Source organism: Deinococcus sp. KSM4-11, from assembly GCF_004801415.1.
Taxonomy (GTDB): Bacteria; Deinococcota; Deinococci; order Deinococcales; family Deinococcaceae; genus Deinococcus.
Genome location: NZ_SSNX01000003.1, coordinates 76,799 through 95,020 on the forward strand (window position 1 = coordinate 76,799; position 18,222 = coordinate 95,020).

An 18,222-nucleotide genomic window follows, 5' to 3' on the forward strand; every position below is an offset into this window, starting at 1 on the left:
ACGCGCCGACTCGGCAGGCGGGTGGGGCGTAGTCTGCACGTACATGGATTTCACTCTGCCGGAAGAGCTGCGCGACGTGCAGGCGACCATCCGCGACTTCATGCTGGGCCGCGTCGAGCCCCGCGCCCACGAGATCGAGGACACCAACCGCGTTCCCCCGGAACTGCTGCAGGAGGCCGCCGGGCTAGGCCTGTTCGGCCTGAGCATTCCCGAGGAGTACGGCGGCGTAGGCCTGGGCATGCTGGGTCGCTGCGCCGCCTACGAGGCCATGGGCATGGGCCACATGGGTTTCGGCGGCGTGATTTCGGCGCACGCCAGCATCGGCACGAGCGGGCTGGTGAAGCTGGGCACCGACGAACAGAAGGCCCGCTTCCTGCCCCGCATGGCCACCGGCGAGTGCATCGCGGGCTTCGCCATCACCGAGCCGAGCAGCGGCAGCGACGCCGCGAACATCCGCACGAAGGCCGAGCGCCGGGGCGACGTGTACGTGATGAACGGCACCAAGCACTACATCAGCAACGCGCCGATTGCCGGACTGCTCACCGTCATTGCCATCACCGACGCCAGCAAGGGGACGAAGGGCATGAGCGCCTTCCTGGTTGAGCCGCAGAGCACGCCCGGCGTCAGCATCGGCAAGATCGACGAGAAGATGGGCCAGAAGGGCGCCCTGAGCGCCGAGGTGATCTTCGCTGACGCCGAGATTCCCGCCGCGAACCTGCTCGGGCCCGAGCACCTGGGCTACCGCGAGGCGCTGGGCATCCTCACGAACGGCCGGGTCGGCATCGCGGCGCGCAGTACCGGGGCCATGCAGCGGCTGCTCGACCTGTCGGTGGCGCACGCCAAGACCCGCGAGCAGTTCGGGCAGCCCATCGCCGGGTTCCAGGCCGTGCAGTTCATGCTGGCCGAGATGGAGATCGCCATCCAGACCAGCCGGGTGCTGTGGCAGAAGGTCGCGTGGATGGTCGACCACGGCCAGGACGTGCGGCGCATGGCCAGCGTCGCCAAGTACCACGCGACCGAGATGCTCTCGCAGGTGGCCGACAAGGCCGTGCAGGTCGCGGGCGGCATGGGCTACATGAAGGACTCTCCGGTCGAGCGCTACTACCGCGACCAGCGGCTGCTGCGGATCTACGAGGGCACCAGCGAGATCCAGAAGATCATCATCGCGGGCGACCTGCTGCGGTAGGCGCGTCCGGCTCGAGCGGCGTGCCCGCTCCGGCCGTACTCTCTCCAGATCCCGCGTACGCTGCCCCCGAGAAATACAGACCATGCGCGGGCACGTTCGCGCCCGCCCGGGCCCGGCTGCGGCTGTGGAGGATGCCCACGGCGCCGTCCGGGTCGAGTCTGCCCTGTCCGGCGAGCAGCAGCGTGCCGACCAGACCGCGCACCATGTGCCGCAGGAAACTCTCGCCCTGGACGTGCACCTCCCAGACCAGCGGGCCAGGAGTGACGTGCAGGCTGCGGAGTTCCCGCACCGTCTGCCGTTCCTCCTGCGTGGCGAAGGCGGCGAAGTCGTGCGTACCGATCAGGTGGGCTGCGGTGGCGTTCATGGCCTGGGCGTCGAGCGGCCCGGGCACGTGCAGCGCCCGCCCATGCCACAGCGGGTGGCGTTGCGGGGCGGCCAGCAGGCGGTACACGTACTGGCGCTGCGTGCAAGAGTAGCGCGCATGGAAGCCGGGCGGGGCGTCCTGCGCGTGCAGCACGGCGATGGTAGACGGCAGCCAGGCGTTCAGCGCGCGGGCGAGTTTCTCGGTGGGCACCCGGAAATCCTGGGGCACGTCCACGTGCACGGGCATGGCCTCGGCGTGCACGCCCGCGTCCGTGCGGCCGGCGGCGACCGGGCGAAAGGCCCCCGGCGTCAGGCGGGCCGCGGCCGCGTGCAGGGTGTCCTGCACGCTCGGCAGGTTCGGCTGGGACTGCCACCCGGCGTAGGGTGCGCCGTCCCACGCGACTTCCAGGCGCAGACGACGGTATCCGTCGGGCGGGCGGAATTCACGGGGCTCGGCGCTCATCCCTTCAGGGTAGCGCGGGCCGTGCAGCGCAGGTTTCTCACGGACTTCGCAGCTGACCGGGTATCATTTTCGCTGTGAGACGTCGTTTCTGGGCTGGACTGGCCGTGGCGCTGCTGTGGGCGGGGGCGGGAGCCGATTCCTCGTACCGCGTACAGCCCGGCGATACCCTCAGCGAGATCGCCGCGCGGTCGGGCGTCAGCGTGGCGGCCCTCCGCTCGGCCAATGCACGCCTGAAGACCACCACGGCCGTGCAGGCCGGCTGGACCCTGACCATTCCCGACCGGAAGCTGCCCGCCACCACGCACACCGTCACGGACGGGCAGAACCTGACGGTGATCGCCCGCAAGTACGGCCTTACCCTGACCCAGCTGGCCGACGCTAACCCGCAGTACCGGGGCGGCAAGCCGGTGTGGGTGGGGGCCGTGCTGACCATTCCGGCCCGGACGGCGCACACAGGCGGGGGCCGCGCCGCCCCAGCGGCGGCCTCGCACGTGACCGTCCGCACGGCCAGCACCGGCAATCCAGTCCCAGGGCGGGGTACCTGGAGGTGGCCCCTCACCGGGTATCACGCCATCAGCAGCGGCTTCGGCGCGCGCACGCTGGAAGGCCAGGAGGAAACGCATTACGGCGTGGACATCGTCGCGCCGGAGGGTACCCTGGTCCACGCGGCGAGGTCTGGGCGGGTGCTGGAATCCGGCCCGGACTTCGAGCGGGGCTGGGGCTGGACGGTCGTGCTGGAACACCCGGACGGCTGGATCACGCGCTACGCGCACCTGAGCATGAATCTGGTGAAAGCTGGAGAACTGGTCGTGCAGGGCCAGCCGGTCGGCCGGGTCGGCAACACCGGGCGCAGCACCGGCCCGCACCTGCATTTCGGCACGTACCTGCGCTGGACTCCGCACGATCCCCTCAGCCTGTACTGAGGCCGGTGCTCTAGCCTGCACGCCATGGCTTCTCACGTGCATTACGCCGAGGGCAAGGGAAACGACGCCCTGTCGACCCTGCGCCGATTCCTGAATGGCCTTCCCACCCTACCGGGCTTCGTGAGCGCCGAGCTGCTGTGGTCGGAGGAACAGCCGGGCCTGTACCTGGTCATGAGCCGTTGGGACGGCCGCGTACCGCAGATGCCGGTGCCCGAGGACGTCAGGGGCTGGGTGTTCGAGACGGTAGACGAACGCTGAGGAGCACATCAGGCGCACCAGCGTCGGGAGTGTGCCGATCCGTCCGCCCTGATTACACCTCCGGTACGTACGCCTGCACCTCGGCCATCAGGTTGCGAGCGGTCAGGTCGAGGCGCACCGGGGTAATGCTGATCATCCCGGCCTGCACGGCGCCGTAATCGGTGTCCGGGTCGTCGCGGTCTGGTGCGGTGCTGGTGCCGGCCACCCAGTGGTACTCGCGGCCTTCGGGATCGTGGCGGGTGACGATGGTGTCCTCCCAGCGGTGCTCGCCCACGCGGGTGACGCGCACACCGCCGGGGGCCACGCGGGGAAAATTGACGTTCAGCAACGTGCGGGACGGCAGGCCGCGTTCCATGACCTGGACGGCCAGGCGGGCGGCGTAGGCGGCGCTGGGCGCGAAGTCGTACTCGCCGTCGGCGCTGCCCTGCTGGCTGAAGGCAATGGACGGTACGCCCATGGCGAGGCCCTCGATGGCGGCGGCGACCGTGCCGGAGTGCGTGAGGTCGTCACCCAGGTTCGGGCCGAGGTTGATGCCGCTGACGATCAGGTCGGGTTTCCCGAGCAGGTGCACGCCGAGGACGACACAGTCGGCAGGCGTGCCGTCCACGCGGTAGGCGGGAATCTCGCCGAAGCCGGCGCTGGCGGTGTGCTTGAAGCGCAGTGGGCGGCGGATGGTGATGCCGTGCCCGACGGCGGACTGTTCGACGTCCGGGGCGACGATGGTCACGTCCACGCCGGGCAGGGAGGCCATGGCGAGGCCCAGGGCCTTGATACCGGGGCTGAAGATGCCGTCGTCGTTCGCGACGAGGATGCTCTTGCGGGTGGGAGTCATGCGGGTCAGGGTAGCGCCCACGCGTCAGGGGATGCTCCAGGCGGAGGAGCAACGGTGGTGGCGCGGTCAGCTGCCCTCACCCGCCGCACACGGGAGGGCGCGGCCTGACCAGCCCGGCTCATGGTTCCTTGATCTGCGGGCCATAAAGTACGGTTCTCCAGCGCAATCCGTCGCGGGAACTTACCCTGTGCGCAGCACGATCCAGGCCACACCCGCGCCTGTTCCCCTGCACCGTTCCGGGCACGTGCCCATCCTCTCCGAGGTCACTCCATGAATCCACCCCTCCTGCCTTTTCTGAAGCCGAGCCTGCTGGCGGCCTGCGGCCTGCTGCTCCTCACAGCCTGCACGCTGGGCGGTAACCGTTCACGCAGCGCCGACGGCTTCCTGACCTCGCAGACCATGACGGCAGGCACGACCGTGTTGAGCGCCGTCATGCCCACCGGCAAGGCGTCGTTCAGCAAGGATCGCAGTGCCGGGGGAGCGGCGCTGAAGGTCGCTGGCGTCACGTCGGCGCGCGGCCTGGGCGTCAGTGCGCCGTCCACCCTGACCTACGACCTGGGAGCCCAGTGCCGCACCTTCACGGCCCGCGTGGGCGTGGATGACGAGTCCGGGGCATCCGGCAGCGCCACCTTCAAGGTGCTGGTCGATAACCGGCCCGTGTTCGATTCCGGCCCCCTGAAGGCCGGCGCGGCCAGGGCCGTGAATGTGAACGTGGAGGGCGGCGAGACCCTGAATCTGGTCGTCGAGGGTGGCTCCGGCCCGGAGCACCATGCGGACTGGGCTGACGCGAAACTGGACGGCTGCGTGGTCTACAAGGCGCCGATCGAGGTCATGCCCTACGGCAGCGGCCCCATCACCATCAGCGGGAATTACCGCAGTGACGATCCGGACGTCCCGGCCATCAAGATCAGCACCACGCAGCCGGTCGTGATCCAGAACTGCGTGCTGGCGGGACGTGGGCACCTGATCAGCACCCGCATGCAGGGGTCGTTCACCACACAGGCGAACGTGACCGTACAGAACTGCCGGGGCTACGGCCTGAACCCGGACGTGCGGATGCGGGAGCCGGGGAGGTTCCTGCACCTGCAGGGGCCAGCGAACGTGACCGTGCAGAACAATTTCATGAAGCAGACGGGCGGCATCTACGTACAGGGCGGCCAGGACAATCCGCTGGCGCACCTGCAGATCGTGCGGAACCGGGCCTTGAACATCGATGGACGGCGCAGCGACGGCGAGGGTGGCTGGCTCACGCCGGGGCCGTCGGACATGCAGGAGAAATTCTTCCGGGCGCAGTTCGTGCAGCTCAACGACGTGCGTGCCGTGCCGGACGCGGAGATCGCGTGGAACCGCGTGGAGAACGAGCCGGGGTACAGCCGTGTGGAGGACAACATCAGCATCTACGTGTCCTCGGGCACGCCGGGACACCCGATCCGCATTCAGCACAACCTGATCCGGGGAGCCTACGCGTACCCGCCGGATCTGGAGGGGTACAGCGGCGGGGGCATCATCACGGACGGGTGCGTGTCACGCTACGTGGACATCGGGAACAACACGGTGCTGGAGACCAGCAACCACGGGATTGCCATTGCCAACGGCGAGAATGTCGCCATTCACGACAACCTCGTGCTGGGCACGGGCCTGCTGGCGGGCGGCAAGCACGCGGGCGGGGCCGACAACGGAATCTATGTCCGCTGGGCCAGAAATTGCAGCCAGATGGGTGTGAACCTGGGGAACAACTCGGTCACGAGGAACACGGTGGGGTTCGGGCAGCCCACCGCGAGTGATCCGGATCAGCGACACGATCTGTACGTGGCCTCGAATGGGCAGGGCAAGCCGCTGGCGCAGCAGTCGGGCAATACGCTGGTGGCCCCGACGAACGAGCGCATCACGCGCAGCCAGCCGGACATCATCGAACGGGCCGTCACGGACTGGGAAGGGCAGCTCGGCTCGAACAACGTGGTCGTCGGCGCGCAGTAACGGTGATCGCGCCGCAGGCTGGCCGGTAGGGAAGTCCCCGGCCAGCCTGTTCGACTTATCCACAAACTCCTGTGGATAAGTCCTGGCACACCTCACGACTACAGCCCGAGAATGCGGTAGGCCATTTTCTTGCTCCAGGACGCGATTTAAACGACCACCTCTAGCGCAAGCCGCCCCCCGTCCACAGGGTTATCCACAGGCCCCTGAAGTTATCCACACCCCCCAAGTGGGCGGGGATGTGGATAACTCCCGCCACGTGGACGGGAGCTGGCAATGAATCTGGACGGACGTGGGCTGACGGAGCACCCCCAGCCCTGGCCCCTGGGTTTACTTGCCGACCTGCGCCAGGTGCAGGTAGTACGCACTGGTCTTGTCGTTGGGATCGAGCGCCACCGCCTTGCCGTAGGCCTCGATGGCGCCAGGGTAGTCCTTCGCCTCGTACCGGACGCGGCCCAGCCACGCCCAGGCCTTGGCATAGTTCACGTTCTGTGTGGCGGCGTCCTGGAAGCCCGCACCGGCCCCCGCCTTGTCGCCCGCCGTGTACTTCGCGTAGGCCGCACGGAAGGCCTGCACGGGGCCAAGACCGTACTGCGCGGCCTCCTGGGCCAGGGCCAGGTTGTACTTGTCGGCGGCGTTCGCGCCCGGCAGGGCGGCGGCTCCCTGGAAGGCGGCCAGGGCGGCAGGCGCATCGTTCAGTTCCAGGGCCAGCCGCCCGGCCTCACGCCATGCCTCGGTGAAGTTCGGGGCGCTCTGCGCGGCCTCCTGGAAGCCCGCCAGGGCCTGGGGTTTGCGGCCCGTGTCGCGGTCACCGTAGGCGCGGCTGAAGGCTCGGACGGCGGCCGGGCCGTAGCGCCCGGCTCCCTGTGCCAGACCCCGGAAGTACGTGAGGGTCTTGTCGGTCGGGGTGAGGGCCAACGCCCGGTCATACAGGCTGACGGCGTCGGTGTAGTTCCCGCCTTCCAGCGCCGTCCGGGCGGCCCAGGTGAGGCAGGGCAGGTTCTGCGCGTCGTACTCCAGGCAGGTCTTGAAGGCGGCGGCGGCCTGGGCGGGCAGGTTCAGGGTGTACGCGGCGTACCCGAGGTTGTACTGCACAGTCGCGGCGGCCTTCAGGTCGTCACCGCCGGGCGTGGGGGCCTGCACGACGAACAGGGCATTCCAGCTGCGTTCCGCCTGCTTCCAGAATCCGACTTCCGTGTAGATCTGGGCGCGCAGGCGCAGGTAATCCGTGTTCTTGGGCTCGTCGGCCACGGCGGCCTCGGCGGCGGCGGCGGCCTGCTTCCAGAGGGTCTGGTCGATGTTCGCGCTGCCCTTGGGGTACGTGCTCCGCGCCTGGTCGGCCAGCGTGCGGGCCTGCGACGCGGCCGTGGCCCCGTCGGCAATGGGCGCGGGGGCGGGCGCGACCTGCGAGCCCGGCGGGGTGGTCGTGTCCTGCGCGGCGGCGGTCGGCACGGCCAGCAGGGCGGCGGTCAGGCTCAGGGTGAGACGAAGTGTGGGCATGGTAAACCTCCTGGTTCATTGACCCTAAGGGTGGGGAGTGCGGCGGACGTGAGAATGGAGCGAAGGATCATGGGCGTTGCGGGCGGCGTCTGGTAAAACAGAGGGCATTGTGAGTGACCCTGCTTCCCCCCGCGTGTACCCGCTGCGCCTGTACGGTGACCCGGTACTGCGCCGCAAAGCCAAACCGCTGCGCGTGACCGACACGCTGACCGTACCGGGCGTCGGCCCGCAGACCGTCCGGCAGGTGGCCAACGCCATGCTGGAAACCATGTTCGAGGCGCGCGGCGTGGGACTGGCCGCGCCGCAGATCGGGCTGCCCGTGCGGATGTTCGTGGCGGTCGAGTACGAGGACGACGAGGAGGAGCACGAGGGCCAGGACAAGCCGCTGCGCTCGCGGGTGCTGCGGGAGTTCGTGATGATCAACCCGGTGCTCAAGGTAACTGACAAGAAAAAGGACAAGTCCTACCAGGAGGGCTGCCTGAGCATTCCCGGCATCTACGAGGAGGGCGTGGCCCGGGCGCGCGCCGTGCAGGTCAGCTATACGGATCTGGACGGTGCCCAGAAGGTGCTGGAGGCCGACGATTACCTCGCGCGGGTCTTCCAGCACGAGACCGACCATCTGGACGGCGTGCTGTTCCTGGATCGCCTGCCGGCCGAGGTGACCGAGGAGTACCGCAAGGAGCTGCTGGCCATCCAGCAGAAGTCCAAGGCCCTGCTGAACGAACTGGTACGGCGTGAGCAGGCGCACAGCGTCGAGGAGAACCTTTGAGCGATCCGCGCGTCGCCTTCTTCGGCTCCCCGGCCTTCGCGGTGCCGGTGCTGGACGCCATCCGGGCAGCGTTCAAGGTGGTGCTGGTCGTGGCGCAGCCGGACAAGCCGGTCGGGCGCGGCCTGAAGCTCACGCCCCCACCCGTGGCGGCCCATGCGCACACCCTGGGCCTGCCGCTGGCCCAGCCGCAGAAACTGCGCGGGAACGCCGCCTTCGGAGCGACCCTGCGCGACTCCGGGGCCGACGTGGCCGTGACCTGCGCGTACGGGAAGATCCTCCCGGCGTCGCTGCTGGCCGTGCCCCGCCACGGGTTCCTGAACACACACACCAGCCTGCTGCCCGCCTACCGGGGCGCCGCGCCGATTCAGTGGGCGCTGATCAACGGCGAGACCGTTACGGGCACGACCATCATGCAGACTGATCCGGGCATGGACACCGGCCCCATATTGCTGCAAGAGGCCCTGCCCATCGATCCCTCATGGACGAGTGTGGAACTCGCGAATGCCCTGGGCGTGCAGGCCGCGCGGCTGATCGTGGACGCCCTGACGCACCTGGACACCCTGACGCCCACCCCGCAGGACGGCGCGCAGGCCACGCACGCGCCCATGCTCGTCAAGGAGGACGGCTTCGTCCGCTGGACCGACACCGCCCGCCAGATCGTGGATCGCTCGCGGGGCGTTGCCGCGTGGCCGCAGACGACCGCCTTCCTGCACGGCGCGCGCCTGAAGCTCACGGGGCTGGGAGTGGTGGACGGTTCTGGCACGCCCGGCGAGGTGCTGCGCATAGACGACACCGGTCTGACCGTCGCCACGCAGGACGCCGCCGTGCTCATCCAGACCGTCCAGCCCGAAGCCCGCAAGGCCCAGCCCGCGCTCGTCTGGGCCCAGGCCGCCGGGGTGACCCCCGGCACGCGCCTGGACGTGTGGGAACCTCCCACGCCCTGAGGGCGTACCCACCTGCGTGACCCTCACCTACCCGCTGACGCTGGAATTCAAATTCAGTCTGTTCACCGAACTCCGGGTTCACGATGCCGGAGGCCAGCTCATCGCGGTGGTGAAGGAGAAGAAATTCAGCGTCCGCGACGAGGTGCGTGTCTACGCCGACGAGGGCCGCCAGCGCCAGACGCACACCATGAAAGCCCAGGGCTTCCTGGCCGGTGCGCTCGACTTCAAGGCGCGCCGCTTCATCACCCGCGCGGACGGCTCCGAGGTCGGTTCGCTCCAGGCCCAGGGCCTGCGAACCCTGTGGGCCGCCACCTACGATCTGGTCGGCCCTGGCGGCGCCCCGCGTTTCACGCTGCGCGACGATCAACCATGGCTGGGCGTCGTCGAGGGGCTGCTCGACGTCATCCCGCTCGTGGGCGATCTGATCGGCGCGGCCTTCAATTACCTCGTGAATCCCACGTATACCGTCACGGACACCGCCGGAGCGGCGGCGTACCGGGTGCACAAGAAACGATCCTTCCTCTCGCGCCGCTTCACCATCGAGGAACTCCAGCCGCGCCGGGAAGCCGACGAGGAACTCGTGCTGCTCGGCCTGATCCAGCTCGTGCTGCGCGAACGCGAACGGGGTTGAACCTGAACCTCGTGGAATAGCCCCGCACTGGTCAGACGGTTCTGGCCCGTCGCCTCATTCCTTCCAGCTGGGCACCTTGCCATCGAACAGTGCGTAGGCGTCGCAACGCTCCCGCAACACGCACACGCTGCATTTCGGGGACGTCCACGAACAGACCCTCTGGCCGTGTCGCAGCAGGTTCACGTGCAGTTCGTATAGGAACGGCGGGTCGGAGGGCAACACCTTCAGGAGGGCCCTGTGCGCGGCCTGCTCGCCCATCTTCGGGATGGCGCCCACGCGGGTCGTGACGCGGTGAACGTGCGTGTCTACCGGGAACACGGGCCGGTGGTAGTTGAACAGCAGCACCAGGCTCGCGGTCTTGATGCCCACGCCGGGCAGATCCGTCAGCCACTTCACGGCGTCCTTTACAGGCAGGTCGCGCAGGAAGTCCAGGTCGTAACCGCTGGGGGAATCCCGGATGGCCATGAGCGTCTGCTGGATCCGCGGGGCCTTGCTGTCCGGGTAGTTGCTGCGGCGGATGGCGTGGGCGACCTGCGCGGTGGGCGCGGCGATGATGGCGTCCCAGTCGCCCAGCCCGCGCAGTTCGTGGTACGCGGCTTCCTCGTCGGCGTGCGTGGTGCGCTGCGACAGAATTGTGCTGATCAGCTCGTGCATGGGCTCGCGGCGTGGATCCAGAGCCCGCTCGCCGTACTCGCCGCGCAGGATTGTCTTCATCCAGACGAGCAGTTCGGCCCGCTCCGGTTCCGGGCGGGCCACGTTGAGGAGGGGTTCAGTGGTCACGCCTCACTGACCGGCGGGGGTATCTGTGTCCTCGACCTCGTCCCGGCCACCCTCCGCGGGTTCCGGTTTCGCGGCGGGGTCGATGTCTGGATCCTTGCCGCGATCCGCCTCGGGAATGGGGTGGCTCTGCCCCTCGGCGGGGGACGTATTGGCAGGGTCATAGCCGGTCTTCTGCTCGTCGCTCATGTCCACAGCTTGCGCGTGGGTGGAGGGGGAAGGATGCTGGGCGCCTCAGGGCACCTTAACGCAGCCCGGGCGAAGGTGGATCAGGTGTTGCCATAAAAAATCCGCCCTTCTCAGGCGGTGATGGAAGAAGGATAGCGCGGTATGCACGTCCTGTCAATTCATGCATGCGACTCCGAGTCCAGGCGTGCCAGCGCGCGTCTGAACACGTTCAGGCTTACGGAGTCATACAGCACCACGCGGATCTCCAGATCTGGATGGTCGATCAGGACAGTGCGGATCGTCCTCAGGGTCACGGCCGCTGCCTGATCCAGCGGATACCCGTAGACGCCCGTGCTGATGGCCGGGAAGGCAACGGAGTGATATCCAGCCTGCACGGCGAGTTCGAGGCTGTGACGGTACGCTCCGGCCAGCAGGTCGGCCTCACCCGCATGCCCACCACGCCAGATGGGGCCGACCGCGTGAAGGACGGCCTTCACGCCCTGGCGCTCCAGCCCAAAGGCGGGCGTCATCACGGCCGTGCCCGTGGGCGTGCCGCCGATCGCGCGGATGGCACGCAGCAGTTCTGGGCCGGCCGCGCGGTGGATCACGCCGTCCACGCCGCCGCCGCCCGCGAGTTCCTTGTTGGCGGCCGTCACGATCACGTCGGTGGTCTGCGCGGCAATGTCGCCCTGCACCAGGATCAGCGGCATGCTCCGAACCTACGACTCGATGACGCGTCGCAGGTCCGCGTCGCTCAGGGCGTACGAACGCAGCATGTCGGCCCTCAGGCGGGCGGCACGGTCTTCAGGCGTCCACTCGTTCTCCGGGATCTGCCGGGCGCGCTCGGCGGTCTGGATGGCATGCAGGCCCTCCACCGCCCGGTTCAGGTCGTCGTTCGTGACCACGAAGCGGAACTCGTGCGCCTCGCGGATCTCCTCACGGGCCCGCGCGAGGCGTTTCTCGATGCGTTCCGGCGTCTCGGTCGCGCGGCCCTCCAGGCGGCGACGCAGTTCCGTCAGGCTGGGCGGCATGATGAACACCAGGATCGCTTCGTCGCCCATGCGGGCCTTGACCTGCATGGCCCCCTCGACCTCAATCTCCAGCACCACGTCCTGCCCCCGGCTGAGCGCCGCCTCGATCGGCTCGATGGGCGTACCGTACCGGTTGCCCACAAACGACGCGTGCTCCAAGAACCCGTCCGCCATGACCTTCGCCTCGAACGCCTCCGGCGTCACGAACACGTAGTCGATGCCGTCGCGCTCGCCAGGCCGAGCCTCACGGGTTGTCCAAGAGGTCGAGAAGAACACGTCCTGACCGGCCAGCCACTGTTCCCGCAGCGTTCCCTTACCCACTCCGGACGCGCCCGTCATGACGATCAACAGGCCCCGGCGGGCGGAATGGTGGAGCGGAGTGGCGGGCGAGTCGGGCATCATGCAAGGGACAATACCCGCCGGGGGCACAAATGAGAACAGGCGGAATGGCCCGAGGAGCACCATTCCGCCTGAAGCCGAACTTTACTTGCGCTTGGACGTGACCGCTTTCTTGGTGCTGCCTTTGGCGCGGCTCTTCCCGAGGGCCTGGCCCTTGGTGTAGCTGGCCTGCATCTTCTTCCGGGTCTCCGCCGCCATCACCTTGAAGTCCACCAGTCCCGCCTCCACCGCTTCCAGCGTCGGCTTGATGGTGCCGCCCTTGCGCGCCGAGGCCAGGTCGCGGTTCGTCTGCTCGAACCACGTCTCGAACGCCGGCGTCGCGTCGAACAGCATTTCCTTCGCGTCGCGCTGGTACGTGCCCTCCGCACCCCGACGGCTGAACTGCTTGGGCAGCGTGAAGCGCTCGGGCATGTACGCCGCCTCGAACTGACCGTCGCGCACCGCGTCACGGAAGGCCTTCACGAAGGAATCACTGCGTTGTGCGTTGCTCAATTTATGAACCTGTTCACTCAATTTCCGGTAAGCCATGTTGTCAATCCTCCGAGAATGAGTATGAGCACAAACCAGTCCCGCTGTAAAGAGAGGGCCTCCGCCTACCTGAAATGAGCAGTGCCTTAGAGCCACTGGGAATTATTCCAACTACTGGACACGCCTGCCACCTGACCTTTGCGTCGGGCCTTCGCATCTGCATGTGGGCCGTCTATCTATCGACGGACGATGTCATCTGAACCGCCACGCCACCCTTGACTTCTGGCAGGCCCATGACACTCTCCCCTGCTGATCGGCCGTCAGGACATGGCACGAAGACAGAGCTTCCTCTAACTCCGCCGTTTCGAGTGGATTCACGGATACATCTCGGGCGGCGTAGCCCATTGAATGGGTGCAGTCGGCGGATCCGCCGATGTTCGCCAACCGGGCAAATCAAAGAACGATTCGCACTACCGGGAGGTCTGTTACATCAACCCGCATCACGTTCCTCAAAAAGGGTTGGGGAAACCTCAGCTGTTCTGGCCCTCGTCGAGGCCCACACCGAAGCCCTGGTCGAGCAGGTTCTCACTATACGTGCGGAAGGCGAGCATGGTCTGGGTGCGCGCGATGCCCGGCACCTTGCGCAGTCCCCCCGTGACGACATCGTCGAGATCCTCGTAGCGGCTGAGCTTCAGGATGGCGACGATGTCCCACTCGCCCGTCACGGAGTACACCTCGCGCACGCTGCTCAGCCCCGCGAGAGCCTCGGCGGTCTCCTGGATGCTGTGGCGCTCGGCCTGAACCATCACAATTGCGGTCACCATACCGGCCATTGTGCGCCGTGGGCCGGGCGCGCAGATCGCGGCCATCCTGACCGTTCGTTCGGGGACGTTCTGCCGTGCGTTCAGGGCGTATGGTGCGGCCATGACCGCCACCGTTCCGCCGACGCCCGCCGTGCCGCCCACGCCGCGCGAACAGCTCCTGAACCGCATCCAGCGTGATATTCCCATCGTGCAGCGCCCTTACCAGGTCATCGCGCTCGATGTGGGGCTGACGGAGGCCCAGGCCCTGGAGATCCTGCGTGAGGTCAAGGCCGAGGGCGTGCTGCGGCAGGTGAGCGCCATCTTCGACACGCGCACGCTGGGCTACCAGAGTTCACTGGTGGCGGCCGTGTACAACAAGGACGAACTGGATGCCGGTGCGGAAATCGTGAACGGCCACCCCGGCGTGAGCCACAACTACCGCCGCAACCATGACTTCAACCTGTGGTACACGATCGCCGTGCCGCCCGAAAGCGACCTGGAAGCGCACGTGCAGAAGCTCCATGAGCTGAGCGGCGCGACACTCACGCGCCTGATGCCGACCCTGCACCTGTTCAAGATCGGGGTGGAATTCGACATGACCGGCCAGGAGGACTGGAACGCCAAGGCCACGCCGCAGTACACCAGCGAGCAGCGCAACATCGGGTACGCCGTGACGGACCTTGACCGAGCCTTCGTGGTGGAATTCCAGAAGGACCTGCCGATCACCGAGGAACCCTACGCGGACGCCTGCGCCGCGCTGGGCCTGAGCATCGACGAGGTTGCTGCCCACGCCGAGAAGATGAAGGCGGCTGGCGCGCTCCGGCGCGTGTCGGCTGTATTCCGGCACCAGAAAGCAGGGTTCACCTTCAACGCCATGGGCGTGTGGGCCGTGCCGCAGGACGATGTGGCGGCGGTCGGGCGGAAGATGGCGGAATTCAAGGCGGTCTCGCACTGCTACCTGCGGCCCACCTACCCGGAGTGGCCGTACACGATCTTCACCATGGTGCACGGACGCAGCAAGGACGAGGCCTTCGGGAAGATCAAGGCCATCGAGGAGGAAGTCGCGCCCGGCACCGACCACGCCATCCTGTACTCCACCAAGGAGTACAAGAAGATCCGGCTGGAGTTCTACAAACCGGAATTCTATGGCTGGGCCAAGGAGCACCTCGGCACCGAGGCCTGAGAGCAACTGGTGAAGACGAGCGGGGCACCCGGATCGGGTGCCCCGCTCGCATCGACTCTCCGGGCTACAGCAGCAGCAGCACGGGCTGTCCCAGCGTCTGGGCCACAGCCGCCAGGAATGCGGCGCCCTGCGCGGCGTCCATGGTGCCGTTGAGGCTCAGGGCGGCGCGGCCATCCTGCATGCGGCCGACCGACAGGGTGGCGGTGTGCGGGTAGTGCAGGTCGTCCAAACCATGCGCGCCAGCGTCCACGACCAGCAGATCCGGGGTGCCCTGGTAGTCGTAATTGACGGCGTCAGCGGCGGCGCGCAGGGTGTCACCGGCGACGCTGCGGGCCCCGCCCGCACCCTGCAGAGCGACGCTGGCCACGCCAAGGTCGGCGGCGTGACGCTGCGCGGCGCGGGCGACCAGCAGGGCCAGCGGCACCTCTCGGCCCAGGGCCGCAACCAGCTGGCCGTGCAGGGCGCTCAGCGCCCCGAAGTCCGTGTCCCGGCGCAGGTATGTGCCGAACCACACGGCGTCCGGGGCGGGAGCGGCGGGGGCCGTCACGGCTTCGGGCTGCTCAGGAGCGGGGGCCGGAGCCGGGGCCGCAGGCTCCTCCTGAGGAGCAGGCGCGGCTGCCTGAACTTCGGGTTCGGCCACCGGCGCGGGTTCCTCGGCCACCACAGGCGCAGGCTCGGGCGCGGCGACGGCGGGGCTGGTGGCTTCGGGCACCTCCGCTTCTGAGGCTTCCGGCGCACTCGCTTCGGGGGCGTGGGCCTCCACGGCGCTGGGCGCGGGCCAGGACGTTCCCGTGTCGAGCACCGGGCCGGAGTTCACGTCGCCGGCATCGGTGTCCATGGGTGCCTGGAAGGCCGGGGTGTCCAGGGCCGGCTGGGGCGTGGCCTCGACCGGGGCCGGCTCGCTGGAAGCCGGGGCGGGCGACTGGTAGAGCCTGGAGAGCAGACTGCCCAGGCCGACCGCCGTGGCCACCTCGGCGGCAGGAGCCGGGATGACGGGCGCGGGTTCCGGCTGGGCCGGGATCGCCTCGGCGGGCTGACCGAACTGGAAGGCCGGGGCGCTGGCCGCGGGCCTGTCGTCGGTCACGGCGGGCAGATCCACGTTCGGCAGTTCGAGTTCAGGTACCGCCGGCGCCGACACGCTGGCGGGCGAGGGGGTGCTGGCCGCACTCCATTCCCAGCCACCCAGCGAGGGCGTGGCGGGTGCAGGGGGCAGGATGGGGGCCGCCGCGACAGGCTCGGGTTCCGCGTCGTCTAGCTCGAATTCCAGGTCATCGTCCAGATCGGCGGGCGCGGTGGCGGGCACCTCCGGCGAGGGTGCGGGTGCGGCCTGTCCCAGCAGGGCGGTGATGTCGGATTCCACGCCCGCGCGGGCCATCTGGTCGGCGCTGATGCCGCTCAGGTCCGGCATGGCGTTCACGTCGCCGTTCCAGTTGGGGGGCGGTACGTCGACCGGCGTAGAGGGCGGCTCTTCCTCGCCGCTCATGATGCGCGACAGGTAATTGAGGATGTCCTGCTCGACGACCATGCCGCCGTCGCCAGTCCCTCTGAGCTGCTGCCAGTCAATCCCGTTCGCTTCTGCCAGAATCTTGGCCAGCGGAGCAATCCGTTCCATTCCTTCTCCCCTTTTCAGCGCCCAATGTCAAGTGTGACGTCATTGTACTCATGGTGTGGATGGCGTGGGCGCCGAGCACCGGTGAGGCACCGGATGTGGCCGTGTCCACGGTCAGCCTGACGGGCCAGCTCTGACAGCGTTCTTTCAGAAACGCACTTCTTTGTGACGTTGCTGACGGGCGGTGGTAGCCTGCGGCACAGCGTCCCCCGCTGCGGCGTGGGCGACAGGAGTCATGATGCTGATACTTGAGGAGATGCAGTCACGGGGGCATGAATCCCTCTCACTGCTGAACCACGCGCCCAGCGGCCTACGGGCGGCGCTGGCGGTGCATTCCACGGTGCTGGGCCCGGCCATCGCGGGCGTGCGCCTGCGGGAGCAGGACGAGGCGCTGGCCGTGCGGGGCGCGCTGGCCCTGTCGGAGAGCCTGACCCTGAAGGCCGCTCTGGCGGGCCTGAATTACGGCGGCGGGGCCTGCGTGCTGATGATGCCCGAGGCCGGCGTGGACGACCCGCACGCCCGTGAGGCGCTGTTCCGCGCATTGGGCCGGCAGATGCGGCCCCTGGCGTCGCGGGTGGTGCTCACCGAGGACATCGGTGTGACGCCCGCCGACATCTCGTTCGTGGCGCAGGAAACGCCGGCCACGCTGGGGATGAACACCGACACCAGCGCCGTGACCGGCTACGGCGTGTACCGGGGCATGAAGGCCGCCGCCCGCCACGCCCTGGGCGCGGAGAGCCTGCGCGGCGTGCGCGTGGCGATCCTGGGCGTGGGAGCGGTGGGGCGCACGCTGGCCCAGTATCTGCACCGTGAGGGCGCGAAACTGACAGTCGCGGACGCCCGCCTGGAAAAGGCCGAGGCCCTGGCGCACGATCTGGACGGCACGCAGGCGGTGGGCTGCGACGCGCTGCTGGACGTACCCTGCGACATTGTCGCTCCCTGCGCGTACGGGCACTCGATCCGCTCGGTAGACGTGCCCCGGCTGCAATGCCGCCTGATCGCGGGCGGCGAGCACCATCCCCTGACCCGGCGGGGCGAGGCGGCCGTGAAGGAAGCGGGAATCGTGTACATGCCCGACTTCGCGATCAACGCGGCCGGACTCATCTCGGCGGCCACGGGCGCGGACATGAACCAAGCGGCCGAACGGGTGTACCAGACGGTCACGCGGATCACGCAGGTGGCCGAGCAGTACGACAAGCCGCCGCATCTGGTGGCGCGGCGTATGGCGGAGCGGCGCATCGACCTGATCGGCAGCCTGGGGCGCGTGTGAGCGACACCCTGCCCCTCCTGACGGGCGCGCACGGCCAGCCCTTCGTGATCGGCGTGGCGGGCGGTTCCGGCAGCGGCAAGACGACCGTGACCCGGCGCGTGATCGAGGCGGTAGGCGATGCGGGCGTGGCGGTGCTGAACCAGGACAACTACTACCGCGACCAGTCGGATATTCCCTTCGAGACGCGCCTGAAGACGAACTACGACCATCCGGCGGCCTTCGACTGGACGCTGCTGCGCGCCCACCTGGACGCGCTGCTGGCCGGCGTGCCGATCGACATGCCGGAGTACGACTTCACGCACCATACGCGATCACCGCAGACGACCACCGTGCTGCCGGGCAGCGTGGTCGTGCTGGAGGGGTTCTTCGCACTGTACGACGAGGCCCTGCGGGAGCGGATGCACCTGAGGGTGTTCGTGGATGCCGACGCCGACGTGCGCTTCATCCGGCGGCTCCAGCGCGACACGCAGGAACGCGGGCGCACCCCCGAGAGCGTGATCGCGCAGTACCTGGAGTTCGTGCGGCCCATGCACCTGAGTTTCGTGGAACCCACCAAACGCTACGCCGACGTGATCATTCCCCACGGCGGCATGAACGAGCCCGCGCTGGACATGCTGGCCGCCCGGATCCGCGCGACCGTCTGATCCTCCCCACCTTTGGACGGACGTGGC

At 68.4% G+C, this 18,222-nt stretch carries 20 protein-coding genes; 10 read left to right on the forward strand and 10 right to left on the reverse strand.

What is annotated here, in order from left to right; genetic code table 11:
* The first annotated feature begins 43 nt into the window (after positions 1-43).
* Complete coding sequence (locus E7T09_RS10225) at positions 44-1,186, forward strand: acyl-CoA dehydrogenase family protein (RefSeq protein WP_136389095.1); 1,143 nt, start codon at positions 44-46, stop codon at positions 1,184-1,186.
* Here E7T09_RS10225 and truA read toward each other — a convergent pair.
* Positions 1,161-2,012, reverse strand: a complete 852-nt coding sequence (gene truA, locus E7T09_RS10230; RefSeq protein WP_136389096.1) for a tRNA pseudouridine(38-40) synthase TruA — start codon at positions 2,010-2,012, stop codon at positions 1,161-1,163. The genes E7T09_RS10225 and truA overlap by 26 nt on opposite strands.
* Positions 2,013-2,086: 74 nt before the next feature.
* Here truA and E7T09_RS10235 point away from each other — a divergent pair, with 74 nt between their 5' ends.
* Together E7T09_RS10235 and E7T09_RS10240 are read left to right on the forward strand one after the other, a co-directional pair.
* Positions 2,087-2,935: a M23 family metallopeptidase gene (locus E7T09_RS10235; RefSeq protein ID WP_240741739.1), complete on the forward strand. Its 849-nt coding sequence runs from the start codon at positions 2,087-2,089 to the stop codon at positions 2,933-2,935.
* 24 nt (positions 2,936-2,959) lie between these two features.
* Positions 2,960-3,193 carry an antibiotic biosynthesis monooxygenase gene (locus E7T09_RS10240; protein WP_136389097.1) on the forward strand — a complete coding sequence of 78 codons (234 nt, stop codon included), beginning with the start codon at positions 2,960-2,962 and terminating at the stop codon, positions 3,191-3,193.
* Between the two features lie 52 nt (positions 3,194-3,245).
* On the opposite strand, the gene surE is transcribed toward E7T09_RS10240, so the two are convergent.
* Positions 3,246-4,025 (reverse strand): 5'/3'-nucleotidase SurE, encoded by a 780-nt coding sequence (surE, locus tag E7T09_RS10245; RefSeq protein ID WP_136389098.1) that lies wholly within the window; start codon positions 4,023-4,025, stop codon positions 3,246-3,248.
* Between the two features lie 270 nt (positions 4,026-4,295).
* On the opposite strand from surE, the gene E7T09_RS10250 reads away from it, so the two are divergent.
* On the forward strand, positions 4,296-6,002 hold the full coding sequence (locus E7T09_RS10250) for an NPCBM/NEW2 domain-containing protein (RefSeq protein ID WP_136389099.1): 1,707 nt from the start codon (positions 4,296-4,298) through the stop codon (positions 6,000-6,002).
* A gap of 327 nt (positions 6,003-6,329) precedes the next feature.
* Here the strand turns inward: E7T09_RS10250 and E7T09_RS10255 are convergent, their stop codons facing one another.
* A complete protein-coding gene (locus tag E7T09_RS10255; RefSeq protein ID WP_136389100.1) occupies positions 6,330-7,499 on the reverse strand; it encodes a tetratricopeptide repeat protein in 1,170 nt (389 codons plus the stop codon).
* A gap of 109 nt (positions 7,500-7,608) precedes the next feature.
* On the opposite strand from E7T09_RS10255, the gene def reads away from it, so the two are divergent.
* From def to E7T09_RS10270, 3 genes are read left to right on the forward strand one after another with little or no spacing between them, the layout of a single operon-like run.
* Entirely contained in the window at positions 7,609-8,268 is a 660-nt protein-coding gene (gene def, locus E7T09_RS10260) for a peptide deformylase (RefSeq protein ID WP_136389101.1), read from the forward strand.
* Positions 8,265-9,212: a methionyl-tRNA formyltransferase gene (fmt, locus tag E7T09_RS10265; protein ID WP_136389102.1), complete on the forward strand. Its 948-nt coding sequence runs from the start codon at positions 8,265-8,267 to the stop codon at positions 9,210-9,212. The genes def and fmt overlap by 4 nt, the downstream gene beginning before the upstream one ends.
* A 16-nt stretch (positions 9,213-9,228) precedes the next feature.
* Complete coding sequence (locus E7T09_RS10270) at positions 9,229-9,843, forward strand: hypothetical protein (RefSeq protein ID WP_136389103.1); 615 nt, start codon at positions 9,229-9,231, stop codon at positions 9,841-9,843.
* A gap of 54 nt (positions 9,844-9,897) precedes the next feature.
* Here E7T09_RS10270 and nth read toward each other — a convergent pair whose 3' ends face one another.
* The 6 genes from nth to E7T09_RS10300 form a co-directional block, all read right to left on the reverse strand.
* Positions 9,898-10,557: an endonuclease III gene (gene nth / locus E7T09_RS10275; RefSeq protein ID WP_136389464.1), complete on the reverse strand. Its 660-nt coding sequence runs from the start codon at positions 10,555-10,557 to the stop codon at positions 9,898-9,900.
* Positions 10,558-10,626: 69 nt separating this feature from the next.
* On the reverse strand, positions 10,627-10,809 hold the full coding sequence (locus tag E7T09_RS10280; protein WP_136389104.1) for a hypothetical protein: 183 nt from the start codon (positions 10,807-10,809) through the stop codon (positions 10,627-10,629).
* 158 nt (positions 10,810-10,967) lie between these two features.
* Complete coding sequence (locus E7T09_RS10285) at positions 10,968-11,498, reverse strand: macro domain-containing protein (protein ID WP_136389105.1); 531 nt, start codon at positions 11,496-11,498, stop codon at positions 10,968-10,970.
* A gap of 9 nt (positions 11,499-11,507) precedes the next feature.
* Positions 11,508-12,221 (reverse strand): guanylate kinase, encoded by a 714-nt coding sequence (gene gmk / locus E7T09_RS10290; RefSeq protein WP_370293849.1) that lies wholly within the window; start codon positions 12,219-12,221, stop codon positions 11,508-11,510.
* A gap of 81 nt (positions 12,222-12,302) precedes the next feature.
* The gene (locus E7T09_RS10295; RefSeq protein WP_136389106.1) at positions 12,303-12,746 is read right to left on the reverse strand and encodes a hypothetical protein; all 444 of its coding nucleotides are present in this window, start codon (positions 12,744-12,746) and stop codon (positions 12,303-12,305) included.
* 470 nt (positions 12,747-13,216) lie between these two features.
* Positions 13,217-13,510, reverse strand: coding sequence for an Lrp/AsnC ligand binding domain-containing protein (locus E7T09_RS10300; RefSeq protein ID WP_168734800.1), 294 nt, complete (start codon positions 13,508-13,510; stop codon positions 13,217-13,219).
* A gap of 100 nt (positions 13,511-13,610) precedes the next feature.
* On the opposite strand from E7T09_RS10300, the gene E7T09_RS10305 reads away from it, so the two are divergent.
* Positions 13,611-14,672 carry an Lrp/AsnC family transcriptional regulator gene (locus E7T09_RS10305; protein ID WP_136389107.1) on the forward strand — a complete coding sequence of 354 codons (1,062 nt, stop codon included), beginning with the start codon at positions 13,611-13,613 and terminating at the stop codon, positions 14,670-14,672.
* A 64-nt stretch (positions 14,673-14,736) separates the two neighbouring features.
* Here the strand turns inward: E7T09_RS10305 and E7T09_RS22520 are convergent, their stop codons facing one another.
* Complete coding sequence (locus tag E7T09_RS22520) at positions 14,737-16,284, reverse strand: E3 binding domain-containing protein (RefSeq protein WP_136389108.1); 1,548 nt, start codon at positions 16,282-16,284, stop codon at positions 14,737-14,739.
* A 235-nt stretch (positions 16,285-16,519) separates the two neighbouring features.
* Here E7T09_RS22520 and E7T09_RS10315 point away from each other — a divergent pair, with 235 nt between their 5' ends.
* Together E7T09_RS10315 and udk are read left to right on the forward strand one after the other, a co-directional pair.
* Positions 16,520-17,551: a Glu/Leu/Phe/Val dehydrogenase dimerization domain-containing protein gene (locus E7T09_RS10315; protein WP_136389467.1), complete on the forward strand. Its 1,032-nt coding sequence runs from the start codon at positions 16,520-16,522 to the stop codon at positions 17,549-17,551.
* 17 nt (positions 17,552-17,568) lie between these two features.
* On the forward strand, positions 17,569-18,195 hold the full coding sequence (gene udk / locus E7T09_RS10320) for a uridine kinase (protein ID WP_136389468.1): 627 nt from the start codon (positions 17,569-17,571) through the stop codon (positions 18,193-18,195).
* Positions 18,196-18,222: the final 27 nt, after the last annotated feature.

Excerpts from the sequence above, each read along its gene's own strand:
- E7T09_RS10280 (WP_136389104.1), bottom strand. The coding sequence starts at position 10,809 with ATGAGCGACGAGCAGAAGACCGGCTATGACCCTGCCAATACGTCCCCC.
- nth (WP_136389464.1), bottom strand. The coding sequence starts at position 10,557 with ATGAAGACAATCCTGCGCGGCGAGTACGGCGAGCGGGCTCTGGATCCA.
- E7T09_RS10250 (WP_136389099.1), top strand. The coding sequence starts at position 4,296 with ATGAATCCACCCCTCCTGCCTTTTCTGAAGCCGAGCCTGCTGGCGGCC.
- E7T09_RS10300 (WP_168734800.1), bottom strand. The coding sequence starts at position 13,510 with ATGGTGACCGCAATTGTGATGGTTCAGGCCGAGCGCCACAGCATCCAG.
- gmk (WP_370293849.1), bottom strand. The coding sequence starts at position 12,221 with ATGATGCCCGACTCGCCCGCCACTCCGCTCCACCATTCCGCCCGCCGG.
- surE (WP_136389098.1), bottom strand. The coding sequence starts at position 4,025 with ATGACTCCCACCCGCAAGAGCATCCTCGTCGCGAACGACGACGGCATC.
- E7T09_RS10225 (WP_136389095.1), top strand. The coding sequence starts at position 44 with ATGGATTTCACTCTGCCGGAAGAGCTGCGCGACGTGCAGGCGACCATC.
- E7T09_RS10255 (WP_136389100.1), bottom strand. The coding sequence starts at position 7,499 with ATGCCCACACTTCGTCTCACCCTGAGCCTGACCGCCGCCCTGCTGGCC.
- E7T09_RS10285 (WP_136389105.1), bottom strand. The coding sequence starts at position 11,498 with ATGCCGCTGATCCTGGTGCAGGGCGACATTGCCGCGCAGACCACCGAC.
- E7T09_RS22520 (WP_136389108.1), bottom strand. The coding sequence starts at position 16,284 with ATGGAACGGATTGCTCCGCTGGCCAAGATTCTGGCAGAAGCGAACGGG.
- truA (WP_136389096.1), bottom strand. The coding sequence starts at position 2,012 with ATGAGCGCCGAGCCCCGTGAATTCCGCCCGCCCGACGGATACCGTCGT.
- E7T09_RS10240 (WP_136389097.1), top strand. The coding sequence starts at position 2,960 with ATGGCTTCTCACGTGCATTACGCCGAGGGCAAGGGAAACGACGCCCTG.
- E7T09_RS10315 (WP_136389467.1), top strand. The coding sequence starts at position 16,520 with ATGCTGATACTTGAGGAGATGCAGTCACGGGGGCATGAATCCCTCTCA.
- E7T09_RS10295 (WP_136389106.1), bottom strand. The coding sequence starts at position 12,746 with ATGGCTTACCGGAAATTGAGTGAACAGGTTCATAAATTGAGCAACGCA.
- E7T09_RS10305 (WP_136389107.1), top strand. The coding sequence starts at position 13,611 with ATGACCGCCACCGTTCCGCCGACGCCCGCCGTGCCGCCCACGCCGCGC.